Source organism: Gordonia sp. OPL2 (genome assembly GCF_003797825.1).
Lineage (GTDB): Bacteria > Actinomycetota > Actinomycetes > Mycobacteriales > Mycobacteriaceae > Gordonia.
This window is the reverse complement of record NZ_RKME01000124.1, coordinates 1-400: the sequence shown is the minus strand read 5'-3', so window position 1 is coordinate 400 and position 400 is coordinate 1. Positions and strand designations below refer to the sequence as shown.

Below are 400 nucleotides of genomic sequence, written 5' to 3'. Positions count from 1 at the left end.
GGTAATCGAGTGTATCCTCCAATATTTCGTAGTCGAACTGCTCAGGGTTTTTCCCTGCAACAAAAACGAAAGCAAAGTTGAGATCGTAAAGCGCATCTTCCTGCAGCCATTCTTCATCAGTTGCCTGCACCAGCCATGAATACATTTTTGTGCTCTCCGCGCCAATCTCTGTCTCAAACAGGGTGGCCCTGTTAACGGCAAAGCTATTACCGTCGTTGCCGGACCAGGCTATCTCGCTGTCTGTGATATTCCAGTTACCAAACTTCATAATTGTTTTTTGATGAATGCTCCAATATGTGTGCCGTTCCGAAACCGTTCTATATTCGTGGTTCAGGGTTCAAAGTAAAAGGTTCAAGAGGTTCAACCGTTTGAAAGTTTAAAGTTGTGGTCCGTACAGGGT

Annotated in this window: 1 protein-coding gene; it reads right to left on the bottom strand. The window is 45.0% G+C overall.

Annotation, left to right across the window (positions count from 1 at the left end; genetic code table 11):
• Positions 1 to 268, bottom strand: a 268-nt coding sequence (locus EEB19_RS26605; protein ID WP_187590313.1) for a hypothetical protein, incomplete at its 3' end; no start/stop codon positions are given.
• Positions 269 to 400 lie beyond the last annotated feature (132 nt).